Origin of the sequence: Rhizobium etli 8C-3 (assembly GCF_001908375.1) — a bacterium.
Lineage (GTDB): Bacteria > Pseudomonadota > Alphaproteobacteria > Rhizobiales > Rhizobiaceae > Rhizobium > Rhizobium etli_B.
The window spans coordinates 1,790,326-1,804,774 of sequence record NZ_CP017241.1 but is presented as its reverse complement, the minus strand read 5'-3'; the positions used below and the strand labels follow the sequence as shown (position 1 = coordinate 1,804,774).

Annotated in this window: 11 protein-coding genes; 7 read left to right on the top strand and 4 right to left on the bottom strand. The window is 60.8% G+C overall.

Features of this window, described 5'->3' with window-relative positions:
• Positions 1 to 185: 185 nt before the first annotated feature.
• Genes AM571_RS09185 through rfbA form a run of 5 tightly spaced genes read left to right on the top strand, consistent with a single transcriptional unit; the run spans position 186 to position 5,592 of the window.
• Positions 186 to 2,162, top strand: a complete 1,977-nt coding sequence (locus AM571_RS09185) for a hypothetical protein (RefSeq protein ID WP_074061141.1) — start codon at positions 186 to 188, stop codon at positions 2,160 to 2,162.
• Between the two features lie 20 nt (positions 2,163 to 2,182).
• The gene (gene rfbC, locus AM571_RS09180) at positions 2,183 to 2,761 is read left to right on the top strand and encodes a dTDP-4-dehydrorhamnose 3,5-epimerase (protein ID WP_074061140.1); all 579 of its coding nucleotides are present in this window, start codon (positions 2,183 to 2,185) and stop codon (positions 2,759 to 2,761) included.
• A gap of 5 nt (positions 2,762 to 2,766) precedes the next feature.
• Entirely contained in the window at positions 2,767 to 3,819 is a 1,053-nt protein-coding gene (rfbB, locus tag AM571_RS09175; protein ID WP_074063142.1) for a dTDP-glucose 4,6-dehydratase, read from the top strand.
• Between the two features lie 5 nt (positions 3,820 to 3,824).
• Complete coding sequence (rfbD, locus tag AM571_RS09170; protein WP_074061139.1) at positions 3,825 to 4,712, top strand: dTDP-4-dehydrorhamnose reductase; 888 nt, start codon at positions 3,825 to 3,827, stop codon at positions 4,710 to 4,712.
• Positions 4,713 to 4,722: 10 nt separating this feature from the next.
• Positions 4,723 to 5,592, top strand: coding sequence for a glucose-1-phosphate thymidylyltransferase RfbA (rfbA, locus tag AM571_RS09165; protein ID WP_074061138.1), 870 nt, complete (start codon positions 4,723 to 4,725; stop codon positions 5,590 to 5,592).
• A gap of 13 nt (positions 5,593 to 5,605) precedes the next feature.
• Here the strand turns inward: rfbA and recJ are convergent, their stop codons facing one another.
• From recJ to AM571_RS09145, 4 genes are all read right to left on the bottom strand, one after another.
• Positions 5,606 to 7,408 (bottom strand): single-stranded-DNA-specific exonuclease RecJ, encoded by a 1,803-nt coding sequence (recJ, locus tag AM571_RS09160; RefSeq protein WP_420493372.1) that lies wholly within the window; start codon positions 7,406 to 7,408, stop codon positions 5,606 to 5,608.
• A 170-nt stretch (positions 7,409 to 7,578) separates the two neighbouring features.
• The gene (locus AM571_RS09155) at positions 7,579 to 8,901 is read right to left on the bottom strand and encodes a homoserine dehydrogenase (RefSeq protein ID WP_074061137.1); all 1,323 of its coding nucleotides are present in this window, start codon (positions 8,899 to 8,901) and stop codon (positions 7,579 to 7,581) included.
• A gap of 67 nt (positions 8,902 to 8,968) precedes the next feature.
• The gene (locus AM571_RS09150; protein WP_074061136.1) at positions 8,969 to 10,186 is read right to left on the bottom strand and encodes an LL-diaminopimelate aminotransferase; all 1,218 of its coding nucleotides are present in this window, start codon (positions 10,184 to 10,186) and stop codon (positions 8,969 to 8,971) included.
• A 222-nt stretch (positions 10,187 to 10,408) separates the two neighbouring features.
• Complete coding sequence (locus AM571_RS09145; RefSeq protein WP_074061135.1) at positions 10,409 to 10,825, bottom strand: hypothetical protein; 417 nt, start codon at positions 10,823 to 10,825, stop codon at positions 10,409 to 10,411.
• A 154-nt stretch (positions 10,826 to 10,979) separates the two neighbouring features.
• On the opposite strand from AM571_RS09145, the gene phaC reads away from it, so the two are divergent.
• Together phaC and AM571_RS09135 are read left to right on the top strand one after the other, a co-directional pair.
• Complete coding sequence (phaC, locus tag AM571_RS09140) at positions 10,980 to 12,815, top strand: class I poly(R)-hydroxyalkanoic acid synthase (protein ID WP_074061134.1); 1,836 nt, start codon at positions 10,980 to 10,982, stop codon at positions 12,813 to 12,815.
• Positions 12,816 to 13,073: 258 nt separating this feature from the next.
• Complete coding sequence (locus tag AM571_RS09135; RefSeq protein ID WP_074061133.1) at positions 13,074 to 14,315, top strand: DUF2778 domain-containing protein; 1,242 nt, start codon at positions 13,074 to 13,076, stop codon at positions 14,313 to 14,315.
• Positions 14,316 to 14,449 lie beyond the last annotated feature (134 nt).

Here is a 14,449-nt window from a genome sequence, read left to right as displayed (position 1 = left end):
AGGTTGGGCATATCGCGCAAATTGGGCTTGGTCCAACATCATGCTTCAACCTGTTCCCAGGCTGACCAGCAAAAGTCCTCGCGAACAGTGTGGCGCAAGCTTCACGTCCAATAGTCGCACCCAGACAAGACCGAATGCCGTTTCATCAATCACGGAGACGGCAGCCATGCGCGAAGGACGATGCCTTGACGATCAATCAGCCCATTTCCGCTCTGCCGGCCGACCTTCCTGATCTGGCGTCTCTCACGGAAAAAGCTGCCAGCACCGGATCGGTCATCGTCTATCAGCCCTATCTCGATCCTTCGCAACGCGGCCAGCTTGACAAAGCTGCAGTGCCGCTCGACATTTCATTCAATACGCAGGCTTCAACTCGCGAATACGAGCTCTTCCGTATCCTGCATCAACATCATGGTGCGATCGGCCTCGGCGACGACGTGTTCTGGGGGCTGCTTTCTAGCAAATTCGAGATGAAGTCCGTCACCAGCTTCCCCTCCTTCGTTACCGAGGCGGAAAAGGCCAGGGCGGAAGGTGCCGATGCGTATCTTTATAATCCGCTGATCGGCCATGCGGCAATCTACAGCAATGTCTGGGAACATTCTCTGCTCGGTGGCCATCCCGGCATGGAGCCGATCTTCCTGCACATCCAGAAGCTCGGTCTTCCAATCGCGCCGCCGCAGGACAAGACAGCCTTCATGTTCTGCAACTATTTCTGCGGCAACCGGAAATTCTGGTCCGGGTATTTCGCCTTTTGCGAACGCATTCTCGAATCGCTGGAAAACGAAGCGCGGCTCGGCACGGCGGCGGGCACCGCCTATGCAGGTGCGGCCCACTACTCACGCGATGCCAGCGCGAATATGCGTCCCTTTGTGATCGAGCGTCTGCTCGGTCTTTATGTCCAGCAGGCTGTCACCACAGGATTGAAGATCACCGCCTTCGTACCGACAGTCGCCGATTTCGAGTGGAAGTTCGGCGTCCGCCTTGGCCGTATGCTGCATAGTCTCTTCGCCGCCAAGGAGGCCTTTCTGCAAAGTCGTGACCAAGCTCTCCTGACCTCCTGGCAGGAGCGCCGCCAGCCGTTGATCAAGCAGCCGCATCTCATCTGGGGCGCCGACGACCCCCCTGCCTGGATGCCGCGCGGCCAGTTCATCGGTGGCCGCGAATTGATACGCGCCTATGCTCCGCAGGCTTCAGGTGCCTCCCCAATGAAACGGGAAGCCGTACATGCCCAAATACCCGCGGCGCCTACCGTAGCGAAGACCGAGCCGGCGCTCCGCAACGCAATGCAGCCCTTTGCGGGCGGATGGCAGAAGCACAAGGACCGTCATTGCATCTGGATCGTGACACCCGCCAATTACAATCATAGCCACGCCTTCGACGAGGTCGCGCTGGGCCTGCAGGGCGCCTTCGAGGAACTCGGCGGCTCCGCACCGATCGTTCGCGACATGGACGCTTTCGCGGGCCGTGCGCCGATCATCTACGGGGGTAATCTTCTCCCTGCCGAAATCGTTGGACATCTACCCAAGGACAGCGTCGTCATCAATCTCGAGCAAGTCTCCGAGGAAAGCATCTGGATCAATCCGCGCTACACCACGATCCTGAAGTCGCTGCCGGTTCTCGATTACAGCCCGCGCAATCGGGAAAACCTCGCAGCCAAGGGCATCGAACACGCAGGCGTGCTGGAAATCGGTTACAGCGGCTGCCTCAGCCAGATAAAGCACGCCCCCGTCAAGGATATCGACGTCCTCTTTTACGGCTCGATGAACGAGCGTCGCCACCATATCCTGAAGGCTCTGGAACAGGGAGGGCTGAAGGTCGCACATCTATTCAACATCTATGGTGCGGAACGCGATGCGGCCATTGCCCGCGCCAAGATCGTCATCAACATCCATCATTATTCGAGCGGCGTCTTCGAAATCGTGCGGATTTCCTATCTGCTCGCCAACTGCGTTTGCGTGCTGAGCGAAGGCGACACCCGCGATCCGGACCTCCAGCCGTTCATCGGCGGTTTGGCGATCGAGCCCTACGACACCATGATCGAGCGCTGCCACAAGCTGATTGCAGATGCCGATGAGCGCAATACCATAGCCGCGAAGGGTTTCGCGGCAATGAAAGGACGCTCGCAGGCAGAAATGCTAATGAACGTCATGAAGGACGTTCGATGAGAACGGCAGAAAGGTGAGTCATGCGTATTGAGACCACTGCCATCGAGGGCATTGTCGCGATCACGCCGCCACGCTTCGGCGATCACCGCGGCTATTTTTCCGAGGTATTCAAGGATGCCTGGTTCCGGCAAAATGTGGCCGACGTCACCTTCATCCAGGACAATGAATCGTTTTCTGCTGCGCCCGGAACCGTCCGGGGACTGCATTTCCAGATACCGCCCTTCGCACAGGCAAAGCTGGTGCGCTGCCTTGCCGGCCGTATCATGGATGTCGTCGTCGACGTCCGTACCGGCTCACCGAGCTTCGGCAACTGGCTCTCCCGGGAGCTCTCGCTGGAAAACGGCACGCAGCTCTGGGTGCCGCCCGGCTTTGCGCATGGCTTCGCCACGCTCGAGCCCAACAGCGTCATCAGCTACAAGGTGACCGCCCCCTACAACCCGCAGCATGACCGCGGCATCGCGTGGAACGACCCGGCTATCGGCATTCGCTGGCCGATAGACGAGAAAGCCATCGTGCTGTCCGACAAGGACAGGACGTTGCCGCGGCTGGCCGACTTGCCCAAGCTCTTTTCCTATTCAGCAAAACAACCCGAGGATTGATGAGGATGCGCATACTGGTGACGGGCGGAGCAGGCTTCATCGGATCGGCACTGGTGCGCCATCTCGTCGGCGAGATCGGCGCCGAGGTGCTGAATGTCGACAAGCTGACCTATGCCGGTAATCTGGCATCCCTGGCGCCCATCGAAGCGTCGCCTAACTACCAGTTCCTGCGCGCCGACATCTGCGATCGCGCCAAGATCCAGGAGGCATTCGCCTCCTTCCGCCCGCACATCGTCATGCATCTCGCCGCCGAAAGCCATGTCGACCGCTCGATCTCGGGAGCTGCCGATTTCATCCAGACCAACATCGTCGGGACGTTCAGCCTGCTGGATACCGCACGGCACTATTGGGAGGGCCTTGATGCCGGTGGGAAGAGTGCCTTTCGCTTCCTGCACGTCTCGACGGACGAAGTCTACGGCTCGCTCGGCGACGAGGGTCTTTTCGAGGAGACAACCTCCTATGATCCGTCCTCGCCCTATTCGGCCTCCAAAGCCGCCAGCGACCATCTGGCAATTGCCTGGCACCGCACCTACGGTCTGCCGGTGGTCGTCTCCAACTGCTCCAACAACTACGGCCCGTATCACTTCCCGGAAAAGCTCATCCCGCTGATGATCTTGAATGCGCTTGAAGGCGAGCCGCTGCCGGTCTACGGCAACGGCGCCAATGTCCGCGACTGGCTCTACGTAGAAGACCACGCCCGCGCGCTCTACACCATCGCCTCCCGTGGCCGCCCCGGTGAGAAATACAATGTCGGCGGCCGCAATGAGCGCCGGAACATCGACGTCGTTCAGCGCATCTGCGCCATACTCGACTGCGTCTACAAGGAAAATGCCCCGCACGCGCAGCTGATCACCAACGTCACCGACCGCCCCGGACACGACGCACGCTACGCGATCGATGCCTCCAAGCTCGAAAGCGAACTCGGCTGGAAGGCTGAGGAAACCTTCGAAACCGGTATCGAGAAGACCGTACGCTGGTATCTCGAAAACGAATGGTGGTGGCGGCCGCTGCGCGAAAACGTCTATTCCGGTGAACGCCTCGGCGTCTTCAAGGGGTGATAGCGATGCGCATTGCCGTCACCGGCAAGCAGGGCCAGGTCGTCCAGTCTCTGCTCAGGCGAGGCGCTGGGAAGGGTGTCGAAATCATCGCGGTCGGGCGTCCGGAAATGGATCTTGCCGATCCCGCCAGCATTGCCGCTGCCCTTTCGATCGTGAATCCCGATGTCATTGTCTCGGCTGCCGCCTATACGGCGGTCGACAAGGCCGAGAGCGATGCCGACCTCGCTTTTGCCGTCAACGCGGCAGGTGCTGCAGCGGTTGCCGAGTCTGCCGCGCGAATCGGTGTGCCCGTCGTCCACATTTCGACCGACTATGTCTTCAGTGGCGACAAGCCGTCAGCCTATACCGAAGAGGATATGACAGGGCCAATCTCCGTCTACGGGCAGTCGAAGCTTGCGGGTGAACGGGCCGTGGCGGCGGCAAACCCGAATCACGTCATCCTGCGTACCGCCTGGGTCTATTCGCCCTTCGGCGCCAATTTTCTGAAAACGATGCTGCGGCTTTCCGAGACGCGCGATCATCTCCGCGTCGTCGCCGACCAGACCGGATGCCCGACTTCTGCGCTCGACATCGCCGACGCGATCCTTGCGATCGCATCCCGCCTCGTCACGGACCCGGCACCATCGCTCCGCGGCACCTTTCACTTGACCGCCAGCGGTGAAGCGAGCTGGGCGGATTTCGCCGAGGAGATATTCGTCGAACTTCACAAATTTGGCGGCAAGAGCATTCGCGTCGAACGCATCACGACGGCGGACTATCCGACGCCGGCGAAGCGTCCGGCCAATTCACGCCTCAGCTGTGAGAAGCTCGCCACCCGATATGGACTGCGCCTGGCGGACTGGAAGCAATCCATGAGGATTGTCATGCAGGTCATTCTTAACAAAGGCTTCTAGGGAGATTTGGATGAAGGGTATTATTCTCGCCGGGGGTACTGGGACTCGTTTGCACCCGATCACCCAGGCCGTCTCGAAACAGCTGATGCCGGTCTACGACAAGCCGATGATCTACTATCCGCTGACGACGCTGATGCTTGCCGGCATCCGGGACTTCATGATCATTACCACACCGCACGACGTCGAAGCCTTCAAGCGCCTTCTCGGAGACGGATCGCAATGGGGCATCTCGCTGACCTATGCCGTGCAGCCGAGGCCTGACGGCCTCGCGCAGGCTTTCATCATCGGTGCCGACTTCATACATGGCGACACCTCGGCACTGGTCCTCGGCGACAACATCTTCTATGGCCACGGCCTGCCGGAAATCATGAAATCCGGCACCAGCCGCCTTCAAGGCGCGACGGTCTTTGCCTATCACGTCACTGATCCGGAACGCTACGGCGTCGTCGGCTTCGACGCGAAGATGAATGCGCTGTCGATCGAAGAGAAGCCCAATGAGCCGAGATCGAACTGGGCGGTGACCGGCCTTTATTTCTACGATCAGCAGGTGGTCGACATCGCCGCCAATCTGAAGCCGTCGCCGCGCGGTGAATTGGAGATCACCGATGTCAACCGCACATATCTCGAGCGCGGACAACTCTTCGTGGAAGTGATGGGCAGAGGCTATGCCTGGCTCGACACCGGCACACCGGACAGCCTCCTCGACGCTGCAGGTTTCGTCAGCACGCTGGAGAAACGTCAGGGCTTCAAGATCGCCTGCCCCGAGGAAGTCGCCTGGCGCATGGGATATATCTCCCAGGATGAGCTTGCCAAGCTCGCCGAAAGGCTCGGCAAGAGCGCCTACGGACAATATCTGACGAAACTCTCCTCCGACTGGTGAGCCCGCTCGGTGACTACCGCGCCGGCGCTGCGTCGCAGACACGCAGCTGGATGCGTCTCGCGCCCTGATAATGCTCGGCGCCCAGCATTCCCGCGACATGCAGGCTCGCCCCGCGGGAATTGAGCAGAAGGTTGCCGAGAGAGGTGTCGGCGGCGCGGAAAGCGATGCCGTCGAGGCGGGAGCCGTCCATCGCCTCAAGCGTTACCTTCACATGTTTGTCGCCGACCATCCTTGCGTCGCGCAGACGATGCGCGGGCACCGCGAAGATCGGCTGCGAATGCCCCGAGCCGTAGGGCCCGGCCGTTTCCAGCCGGTCGATCAATTCGATCGTGGCCCCGCTGGCGCCGATTGCGCCGTCGATCTTCAGCGTCTCATTGGCGACAAGCGCCGACACGGTTTTTTCGGCACGTTCTGTGAAGAAGTTGCGCAAGGCTCCGAGCTTTTCACGCTCGACGGTCAAGCCCGCAGCCATCGCATGACCGCCCCCCTTGAGAAGCAGGCCTTCGTCCATGGCCGCGCGCACCATCCTGCCCATGTCGAAACCGTTGATCGAACGGCCCGAGCCCGTTCCGCGACCCGACGGGTCGAAAGCGATGGCGAAAGCCGGACGCTTGAATTTCTCCTTCAGCCGCGCAGCCAGCAGGCCGACGATGCCCGGATGCCACTTGTCCCGTGCGGTGACGATCACCGAAGCGCCCTCGCCGTCTCCATACTCGGCAAGCGCCTCTGCCTCGGCCTCCTGCAGCATCGCCGCTTCCATCGCCTGGCGTTCGCGATTGAGCTCGTCCAGCCGCTGGGCGATAACCTCCGCCTCGCCGGGATCGTCCAGCGTCAGAAGCCTGCTGCCAAGTGCCGCGTCGCCGATACGGCCGCCGGCATTGATGCGCGGACCGATGAGAAAGCCGAAATGGTAGGGCGTCACCGGTCCGGAAAGGCCCGCCTTGCGAAAAAGTGCCGTGAGCCCGGCATTGCTCTGGTGGCGCGCAGCGACCAGGCCCTTGACGACATAGGCACGGTTCAGACCCTTAAGCGGCACGACATCGCAGACCGTCGCAAGCGCCACGATATCGAGCCAATGCAGCAAGTCGATCCCCGTAACTCGCTTGTCGCCCGTCTCGCGCAGCAGCCGCAGCACCGCGACCAGCACAAGGAAGACGACGCCCGCAGCGCAAAGATGCCCTTGCCCGGAAAGATCGTCCTCGCGGTTCGGGTTCACCAGAGCATGACAGTGCGGCAGATCATGTGTCACCTGGTGGTGATCAATGACGACGACGTCGATGTTCCGCTTTTCGGCAGCTCCTAGCGCTTCATGGCTGGTCGAGCCGCAATCGACGGTCACGATCAGTTGTGCGCCGTTGTCGATCAGCTGATCGATCGCCGTCGGATTGGGTCCATAGCCTTCGAAGATGCGATCGGGAATGTAGATATTGGCTCTCACGCCGAAATGCGTGAGGAAACGATACATCAGCGCCGAGGAAGCCGCGCCATCGACGTCATAGTCGCCGAAGATTGCAACGTTCTCGCCGCGCCCGATCGCCTCGACCAGACGTCTGGCCGCTTTCTCGCAATCCGTAAGCGTATAGGGGTCAGGCATCAGGCTGCGGATCGTCGGATCGAGAAATTCCAGGGCCTCGTCGACCCCGACACCCCGTCCGGCGAGTACGCGCGCAATCAAATCCGGCAGCCCGTGCACCTGGGATATGGCAAGCGCTCGGTTCTGTCCGGCCTGATCCAGGCGCGACACCCAGCGGTTATCGAGGACGGATTTCTCCACCCCCAGGAATGCCCGCTGTACCGGATCGGCGGCTATATCCACAATACCCTCTGATCGCCATCGCTTGTCACCACCCCGGGACCGGAGCGCTGTCGGCAGATTTATGTGGCTTTGGTGGAGCACACAACGATTTTGGACACGAAGGCTCGTGTTAGCTGTGGACGAGTGCCCCGGATGCCTCGCTCCTCAGTTCTTTTAAGGAAGACGGGTTCTCAATCTTCTTTGGGGCGCTCGATGCGGATCACCTGCGGATCGCCGACGAGGTAGCCCTCGCCCTTGATAGAAGCAACAGCCTTGCGCACGGAATCCTCCATCGTCGCATGGGTGACGAGGATGATGGTCTGGTGGTGCGAAGGCGCCAGATGCTGTTGCGACCGCTGCACGATGGACTCCAGCGAGATGTGGTTTTCTGCCATGCGCGTCGCGACGCTCGCAAAAACGCCGGTGCGGTCAAGCACCGTCAGGCGGATGAAATAGCCGCCTTCATGGCTCTGCATCCGAGCCTTGCGGTAGGACTCCAGCGCCTTTGCCGGATGGCCGAGAACCGGTACGCGCTGCGCGCCAGGCTGGCTTTTGGCGATGTCGGCGATATCGCCAAGCACCGAGGATGCAGTCGCATTGCCGCCGGCACCGGGGCCAACCATCAGCAGTTCGCCGAGAATGTCGGATTCGATCGCCACAGCGTTGGTGACGCCATCCACCTGGGCAATGACCGAATCGACTGGCACCATGGTCGGGTGCACGCGCTGTTCGATGCCGGTATCGGTGCGCTGCGCGACGCCGAGCAGCTTGATGCGATAGCCGAGCTCGGCCGCCGCATGGATATCCTCGATCGAAATATTCGTTATGCCTTCAAGGTAGATGTCGTCAGCCGCGATCTGGTTGCCGAAGGCAAGCGTCGTTAGGATCGAGAGCTTGTGCGCCGTATCATTGCCCTCGATGTCGAAGGCCGGATCGGCTTCGGCATAGCCGAGACGCTGTGCTTCCTTCAGGCAATCTGCAAAGGACAGCCCCTCCTTCTCCATCTTGGTCAGGATGTAGTTGCAGGTGCCGTTCATGATGCCGTAGATGCGTGAAATCGTGTTGCCCGTCAGCGATTCTCGCAGCGCCTTGATGACGGGAATGCCGCCGGCCACGGCGGCCTCGAAATTCAGCAGTGTGCCCTTTTCTTCCGCGATCGTCGCCAGCTCGACGCCGTGATAGGCAAGCAGCGCCTTGTTGGCTGTCACCACGTGGAGACCGCGTTCGAGAGCGGCGCGCACCGAACTGTTGGCCGGTCCGTTGGCGCCGCCGATGAGTTCGACGAAAACGTCGATATCTCCTTTTTCAGCCAGGTCTTCCGGCCGGTCGAACCACTCGACGCCGGCAAGATGAAGGCCGCGGTCCTTTGTCTTGTCGCGAGCCGAAACGCCCGTGATCAGGATCGGTCGCCCACACGTGGCAGCAAGCTCATTGCTGCGGCTCTGAATGATACGGACGAGCGAAGCACCAACGGTGCCAAGGCCCGCAATGCCGATTTTGAGGGCGTCTGTCATGAAACGATCCTGCGTGTTTTATGAGAGGCAGCCGCCAAAGAGCGGCTGCCGTTGAGGTGTGAAGATGTCAGCGGTGCGCATTGAGCGATATGACGTTATGCATCGTCTCGTCGGCCGTCGACAGGAACTTCTTGATGTTGCGGGCAGCCTGGCGGATTCGATGCTCGTTCTCCACGAGCGCCAGACGCACGTAATCATCGCCCTGCTCGCCGAAGCCGACGCCCGGTGCGACCGCGACATCAGCCTTTTCGACGAGTAGCTTGGAGAATTCGAGCGAACCGAGATGACGGAACTTTTCCGGGATCCTCGCCCAGGCAAACATCGTGGCTGCCGGCGGCGGCACGTCGAAACCGGCCTTGCCGAAGCTTTCGACCATGACGTCGCGCCGGCGCTTGTAGACGTTGCGGACTTCTGCGATGTCGGAACCGTCACCGTTCAAAGCATGCGTCGCCGCTACCTGGATCGGCGTGAAGGCGCCGTAGTCTAGGTAGGACTTGACGCGTGTCAGAGCCGCGATCAGCCGCTCGTTGCCGACCGCAAAACCCATGCGCCAGCCGGGCATCGAGAAGGTCTTCGACATCGAGGTGAACTCGACGGTGACATCCATGGCGCCAGGAACCTGCAGGACGGATGGCGGCGGCTCGCCATTGAAGTAGATTTCCGAATAAGCGAGGTCCGACAGCACGATGATGTCGTGCTTCTTGGCGAAGGCAACGACATCCTTGTAGAAATCGAGCGTCGCGACAAGGGCGGTCGGGTTGGACGGATAGTTCAGGACCAGCGCCAAGGGTTTCGGGATCGAGTGGCGGACGGCCCGCTCCAGCGGCTGGAAGAAGTTCTCGTCCGGCTCGACCGGGATCGAGCGGATCACGCCGCCTGCCATCAGGAAGCCGAAGGCATGGATCGGATAGGTCGGGTTCGGGCAGAGGATGACGTCACCCGGCGCGGTGATCGCCTGCGCCATGTTGGCGAAGCCTTCCTTCGAGCCGAGGGTCGCGACGACCTGCGTATCCGGATTGAGCTTCACGCCGAAACGGCGGGCGTAATAGGCGGCCTGTGCCCGGCGAAGGCCGGGAATGCCTTTGGAGGAGGAATAGCGGTGCGTGCGCGGATCCTGGACGACCTCGCATAGTTTATCGACGATCGCCTTAGGAGTGGGGAGATCCGGATTTCCCATGCCGAGATCGATGATATCGGCGCCGCCCGCTCGCGCGCTCGCTTTCAAACGGTTGACCTGTTCGAAAACGTAAGGCGGCAAACGCCGGACTTTGTGAAACTCTTCCATCTCTTTCCCCATGGAAATGCGGCCACCACGACCGCGCTCGAAGCTCGTTTGTTCCCGGCTGCCTGCGACACGAACTTCACAATCGCAAACGCCGTATTGATCAGACTTTCGTCCCGCGGCGAATCTTTGGCGAACGGCCGCGACAGACGCGTATTATCGGGAAAATTGCGTCTCCCGCCAGTTGCGGAAGGCTTTGCGTCCAAATCACCTGAAAGGCAAGACTTAATTGCCGATTGCAGAGAGCGCGTCTGTGCCGTGCTCGGCGGCAAGCTTGCGGTATTCGACCACCCGCCGCTGATACTCGGCTTCCGAAATCGTGCCTGCCTTGCGCTGGACGCGCAGTGCCGAAAGCTTCTGCCCCAAGCTTGCAGCTTCCTCATTGCTCATCTGGGCATTTGCTGCAGTCAGCGGCGCGCCGAAGCTCGGATAGCCGTCCGGATAGTGGGAAAGGCTGCTTTGTGCCGGCTCCTCGCCCTTGGTCGGGGTCATGACGACGGCCGTGGGAGGCGCGCGCCGCGCCGCGGCGGCTGCCTTCTGCTCGGGCGTGTATGAGCATCCAGCAAGCATCATCGCTGCGGCCGCGGCAGCGAGTGCCGTGCGGGTTGCGAGTGCGATGCCTAAGATGCCGTTCGTCGTCATGCCAGATCTTCCAAATCCTGAAGCCTCAGCGACTGTTAAATTTGTCGCAGCAACAAAGCAATAGCACGAGTTCACTCGTGTTGAACTTGTTTTATCGATCCGGGACGATGTACAACTTGATTTGCAAGAGGATTGCTGCCGCCGGAGGAGACGCGTGACCGACAGCAAGCAGGAAAATGGCGGGAAGGCGAAAATCCCCGGTTTCGAACCGAATCTCGATCCTTACCTGTTGAAGGATCCAGAGGCGATGGCGGTGAACATTGCCCGCGCGCTGGAAAATCTCGGCAAGGCGGCCTCCGTCTGGCTTGCGCCGCGCAAGAGCGGGGAAACCAACGACCGGCTCGCCGCGCCGATGACCGACATGGTCAAGACGCTCTCCAAGGTCACCGAGTACTGGATGTCGGATCCGCGCCGGACTTTCGAGGCGCAAACACAGCTGATGAGCAGCTATTTCGGCGTCTGGATGCGCTCGATGCAACGCTTGCAGGGCGAAGCTGGCGAACCTGAGCCCGATCGCAAGGACAAGCGCTTTTCCGACGCCGACTGGCAGAAGAACCCCTTCTTCGATTTCCTGCGTCAGGTCTATTTCATCACCGCCGACTGGGCAGAGAAGATCGTCGCCCAGACAGAAGGACTCGACGAGCATACGAGGCATAAGGCGAGCTTCTACGTGAAGCAGATCACTGCTGCCCTTTCGCCGAGCAATTTTGTCGCCACCAATCCGCAGCTCTACCGCGAAACGATCGCGACCAACGGCGAAAACCTCGTGCGCGGCATGAAGATGCTCGCGGAGGACATTGCGGCCGGTCGCGGCGACCTGAAGCTGCGCCAAACCGACATGACAAAATTCGCCGTTGGTCGGGACATGGCGCTGACCCCGGGCAAAGTGATCGCGCAAAACGACATCTGCCAGATTATCCAGTATGATTCGTCCACGGATACGGTGCTGAAACGCCCTCTTCTCATCTGCCCGCCGTGGATCAACAAATTCTATATCCTCGACCTCAACCCGCAGAAATCCTTCATCAAATGGTGCGTCGACCAGGGCCATACGGTCTTCGTCATTTCATGGGTGAACCCTGATGCCCGCCATGCCGGGAAGGATTGGACGGCCTACGCCCGCGAGGGCATCGATTTCGCGCTTGAAACGATCGAGAAGGCCACCGATGAAAAGGATGTGAATAGCGTCGGCTATTGCGTGGGCGGAACGCTGCTTGCGGCAACACTGGCACTGCACGCCAAGGAGAAAAACAAGCGCATCAAGACGGCGACGCTGTTCACCACCCAGGTCGATTTCACCCATGCGGGCGACCTCAAGGTCTTTGTCGACGAGGAGCAGCTGGAAGCACTCGAGGCCCATATGCAGGCGACCGGATATCTCGACGGCTCGAAAATGGCGACCGCCTTCAACATGCTGCGCGCCTCCGAGCTGATCTGGCCCTATTTCGTCAACAACTACCTGAAGGGCGAAATGCCGATGCCCTTCGACCTGCTCTTCTGGAATGCCGACTCCACCCGCATGGCGGCCGCCAACCACGCCTTCTACCTGCGCAACTGCTATCTAAAGAATGCGCTCACTGCCGGCGAAATGATGCTTGGCGGCAAGACCGTATCGCTGAAGGACGTGAAGATCCCGGTCTACAATCTGGCGACCCGCGAAGACCATATCGCTCCTGCGAATTCCGTCTTCCTCGGCAGCCGGTTCTTCGGCGGAAAAGTCGATTTCGTGCTGGCCGGCTCCGGCCATATCGCCGGCGTCGTCAACCCGCCCGACAAAAAGAAATACCAGTTCTGGACCGGCGGTCCGCCAAAGGGCGATTACGACACCTGGCTCGCCAAGGCCGAGGAAAACCCCGGCTCCTGGTGGCCGCACTGGCACACCTGGATCGAAGCCAGGGATGCTGAACGCGTGCCCGCGCGCAAACCCGGCGGCACGGCGCTCAACGCCATCGAGGAAGCACCGGGCAGCTACGTCATGGAGCGCGCATGACAGCGCGCCTCGCAAGGCAAACGCCTTCATGAAAGGCGATGAGGCTCGTAGTCGACGGCCGCAGTTCCTTGGTGACCGCATCGCAAAAACCGGCAAGATAATCCCGTAAAGGAATTCGTTACCATACTGCGTCATGCTTCCAGGTAGTCGGCAAGTCGCATCGGGGCCTCATTTTGGCCCTCTTGCTTCATTACCGGCTCCGGCAAGGGCGTTCCGCGTAAACCGCCGGTAATGTGACGCGTTGGGAAACCGAGTAGTATGGCGTTTGCTGTTGAGACGCGTGAAGGCGTCAACCCTTTCGGCTGGGCTTTTTTTCGCTCAACCAGACCCCTCCGGCTCATCTCCGGAACTGCTGCAATTGGTATCGCGGTCGCTCTGTCCGCCTGGACGATCGCCTCTATCGCAGCCATGCACACCTCCGCAATGCCGCAACCGACCGCAGTTGCGACGATCGCCGATGTCGCGATCGCCCGGACGCCGGTTCCGCACGTTCCTGCGCATCAGGTGATCCGCATCAAAAAGTTCTCGCGCCTTCCGGGCCAGACAACGGTTTCCGACCGCATGGTTGGCGAACTCTCGCCGAAATCCTCCAAGGATATAGTCGCTCTCATGCAGCGTCGCGGGCTGTCGCTGCTTGCGATGCGCAACAACAGCGCGGCGATGGCTGCAGCGCTGAAGCAGCAGGCGCTGGTGCTTGCAAGCGCCGCACCTGTTTCGCCGGTCACCGCGCCTGCGGCACTTCCGGCACCTGATTATCCGCTCCAGACCGCCTTGGCCAAGCCGGTTGCACCGGCCTTGGGCCTCGCGCTTGCTGCCAGCTTTCCTTCTGCAAAGCCGATACCCACTGCCGCTCCTGTCGAACTCGCCTCCGCCGAAACGACAACGTCCGACGAGCCTTTCGGGCTCGTTCTGGCGCCTGGTACCGATATTCCGCTGCCGATGGCACGTCCCGGAAAGCCGAAGATCGACGCGCCCGAAGCCGGACCGGCTCTTGCCTATGCGCGAACGGAAGATGACGACGAGGAGATGCCGGCATTCGCCAAGCCGGCCCTGATGCCCAGCGCCCGCAATGGCGTGGCGATCTACGATATCGAGGCCAGCATCGTCTATTTGCCGAACGGCGAAAGACTCGAAGCCCATTCCGGCCTCGGTGCCATGCGCGACAAGCCGCGCTTCGCCGACAAGAAGATGCGCGGTCCCACTCCGCCGCACACCTATGACCTCGCCATGCGCGAAGCACTTTTCCATGGCGTCGAGGCGATCCGCCTCCATCCCATCGGCGGCCCGCAGAAGATCCACGGTCGTGTCGGTCTGCTCGCCCATACCTACATGCTCGGCAAACGAGGCGATTCCAACGGATGCATCTCGTTCAAGGACTACCGGCGCTTCCTTGCCGCCTTCAAGCGCGGCGAAGTCAAACGTCTCGTGGTCGTGCCGCGCCTGAAAAACCCGCCCTCTCCACGTCCAAGTCTCGCATCGCTATTTTCGAAGCGAAGCTAAGCACCGCCTCGCGGGATGGCGATCGGTCCAGACGCCGCAGGGCCGGAAACTGGCACCGGACATATTCACGAATGCCGAAGGCATCGGCGGTTTGTTCACGACGAAGTCTCCAGCATCGCAGCTCGGTTCTTTGG

Bases quoted from the DNA above. Each gene is read 5' to 3' on its own strand.
- rfbC (WP_074061140.1), top strand. From the start codon at position 2,183: ATGCGTATTGAGACCACTGCCATCGAGGGCATTGTCGCGATCACGCCG.
- rfbB (WP_074063142.1), top strand. From the start codon at position 2,767: ATGCGCATACTGGTGACGGGCGGAGCAGGCTTCATCGGATCGGCACTG.
- rfbD (WP_074061139.1), top strand. From the start codon at position 3,825: ATGCGCATTGCCGTCACCGGCAAGCAGGGCCAGGTCGTCCAGTCTCTG.
- rfbA (WP_074061138.1), top strand. From the start codon at position 4,723: ATGAAGGGTATTATTCTCGCCGGGGGTACTGGGACTCGTTTGCACCCG.
- AM571_RS09155 (WP_074061137.1), bottom strand. From the start codon at position 8,901: ATGACAGACGCCCTCAAAATCGGCATTGCGGGCCTTGGCACCGTTGGT.
- AM571_RS09150 (WP_074061136.1), bottom strand. From the start codon at position 10,186: ATGGAAGAGTTTCACAAAGTCCGGCGTTTGCCGCCTTACGTTTTCGAA.
- AM571_RS09145 (WP_074061135.1), bottom strand. From the start codon at position 10,825: ATGACGACGAACGGCATCTTAGGCATCGCACTCGCAACCCGCACGGCA.
- AM571_RS09135 (WP_074061133.1), top strand. From the start codon at position 13,074: ATGGCGTTTGCTGTTGAGACGCGTGAAGGCGTCAACCCTTTCGGCTGG.